Here is a 2,246-nt window from a genome sequence, read left to right on the forward strand (position 1 = left end):
GGGGGTGGCGGGCCCGCGCGGGGGTGTTTCCCGGCCGGGTGCCGGCGCCGCCCCCCGGCATACTGCCCTCCTGGCGAAGAGGACGGGGTACGGGTGGTGACGGCGGGCCAGGACCGGGACCGGGTTGCGGGTGTGCGGTCGCCGCGCCAGCCTGCCCGAAGCCGGGTGCCCCACGGGCAGGCGTCGTGCGCGGACTACGGCTGCCCGCGCGCCGGGTACCGCCAGGCGGCGCTGCGGGCGCGTCGGCGCCGCGACCTGGACCGCGTCCAGGGCCTGGCCGCCCGCGTCGATGCCGCCCCTGCCGCGCTGCGGGCCGCCGTCCTGGTGCGCCGCGGTATGTCCGCCCAGGACATCGCGGACGCTGCCGGCATCGCCGTCACCCTCGTCCGCCGCCTGCTGCGCCCGCCCGAGGCCTGACCAGCGAACGGCCGGCCGCCGACGTCCTTGCGGAGCTCGCCGCCGAGGGCTGGCCCGCCACCTACCTTGCCGCACGCCTGGACACCAGCACCGCGACTGTCGCCGCCGTCCGCGACGGCTCCCGCCGCCGCATCTCGATCGCCCTCGACCAGCGCATCCACCACCTGTGGCTGCGCCTGGCGGACACCACCCCGACCGCCCAGGGCATCCGGACTTCAGTCGCGGCCCGCACCCGCGCCTGGGCGTTGCGCGGCCGGGCCGACACCCGCTGCGCCCCGGCCCACGCGCGCCCCGGCAGCCTCAGCCCTGGGCCTGGGCGGGGCGGACGGGGCCGGCGGCCGCGGTGGCGGCGGCGGTGAGCCGGTCGAGGGGTGTGTGGTCGCCCAGTTCGACGGCGAGCAGGGCCCGCACGAACACCCTCGGTTCGATCGTCCCGCGGGGGAACTCGAAGCCGCGGTAGGGGTTCCCGGGCCCGGTGGCGCAGTGGGCCTCGGCGGCGAGGGCGAGCTGTTTGAACGCCTCGTGCTTGGCCTCTATGGTCTGTGCGTCGCAGCCCAGGTGGTCCAGGGTGATCCGGTGATGCCCGGCGTCCTCCTCGACGGTCAGCCGGCCGCCGCCCGGCGTGACGGACCGCCCCGGCGTGATGTCGCCGTAGGGGTAGGCCAGCGGCAGGCCCCTGTCGCGGGCGTGCAGCGGCGGCAGGTGGTCGTAGGTGGTGTACGGGGCGAGGGCCCCGCCGCACCGCTCCGAAGCCCCAGCCCGGCACCCGCGACCCCACCTCGCCCAGGAAGCCCGCAGAACCGGAGGACAATGGCCGCACCGGCCGGCACCGCCAGGTTGCCACCCGCGGCCCAAGCCACCGGACGACGCCGGTGGCTTGTCCTTCCGCTACTTCCTGCGGCGGGCTCTCACCTGCCCCGCGGATGCCCCGGACCTGGTGCGCCCTTGCCGCGGCCGTCGAGCCACCGCAGGAGCTCGTCCCTGCCAGCCGTGAAGTCCAGCCCCGCCCCTGCCATCAGGTGCGCCATGTCCGTCAGCCAGCGGGTCCGGTCGGTGGTGCCGAACCGGCTGGCCTGTTCGAAACGCAGCATGGACCACGCAACGTCCACCGCCTCCGGATAGGTCACCAACGGCACGGCCTCGCCGTGCGTGCCCCCAGCCCGGCCCTCCAGGCCCGCTCCGCCCACAAGTGGCTCGTCCGGCATATCCGTCCACCAGCACCGCACGATCCGAGAGGCATCCGCGAAGACCCGGCTACCCGTCGCCCTGAAACGCCGCACCAACCGTAGCCGCCCCTGATGCGCCCAGACACGCTCGGCAACACCGCCAAGTCCACGAAGGAAGGCTCCTGCGAACGGGAATCGTCAGTCTGTCGCGCGTCAGACTTTGTGGCAGGGCTCGTTTCTTTGCGGGTCCTGCAGTGTGAAGGAGTTTGATCGATCATGGTGAGGCCGCCGGCGTTGCCGCCGGAGGAGAAGGTCCGGATCGTGCTGTCGATCCTGGCCGGTGAGATGACCGTCGCCGAGGCCGCGCGGCGGGCGAAGTGTCCGAGCAGTCGGTCGGGGACTGGAAGCGTCAGTTCCTGGAGTCGGGCCGGGCCGGACTCGCGTCCGGGAAGTCCGGCCCGAGCAGCCGGGAACAGCAACTCGAGGACCAGGTCGCCGATTTGACGCAGGCGCTGGGTGAGGCCGCGGTCGAGCTGCGGGTGTGGAAGAAGTCCGCGGAGGGCCGGCCGGGCCCTTCGAGGACCTCGAGGTGATCCGCGTCGAGGCGGGCATGCCGACCGCGAGGTTCTGCCGTCTGATCGGCGTGCCCGAGCGGACCTGGCG

3 protein-coding genes are annotated in these 2,246 nt (G+C 74.4%); 1 reads left to right on the top strand and 2 read right to left on the bottom strand.

Translation table 11 applies throughout. The annotated features are described in order from the left end of the window. Nucleotides 1-165 precede the first annotated feature (165 nt). Nucleotides 166-417: a hypothetical protein gene (locus AB0P35_RS41955; protein WP_363521834.1), complete on the top strand. Its 252-nt coding sequence runs from the start codon at nucleotides 166-168 to the stop codon at nucleotides 415-417. Nucleotides 418-717: 300 nt separating this feature from the next. On the opposite strand, the gene AB0P35_RS41960 is transcribed toward AB0P35_RS41955, so the two are convergent. Both AB0P35_RS41960 and AB0P35_RS41965 read right to left on the bottom strand, forming a co-directional pair. Next, nucleotides 718-1,272 (bottom strand): DUF6420 family protein, encoded by a 555-nt coding sequence (locus tag AB0P35_RS41960; RefSeq protein ID WP_363521837.1) that lies wholly within the window; start codon nucleotides 1,270-1,272, stop codon nucleotides 718-720. A 53-nt stretch (nucleotides 1,273-1,325) separates the two neighbouring features. Further along, nucleotides 1,326-1,508, bottom strand: a complete 183-nt coding sequence (locus tag AB0P35_RS41965; protein WP_363521839.1) for a hypothetical protein — start codon at nucleotides 1,506-1,508, stop codon at nucleotides 1,326-1,328. Between the last annotated feature and the right edge of the window lie 738 nt (nucleotides 1,509-2,246).

Source organism: Kitasatospora sp. NPDC085879 (assembly GCF_040686255.1).
In the GTDB taxonomy this organism is placed as follows: Bacteria; Actinomycetota; Actinomycetes; order Streptomycetales; family Streptomycetaceae; genus Kitasatospora.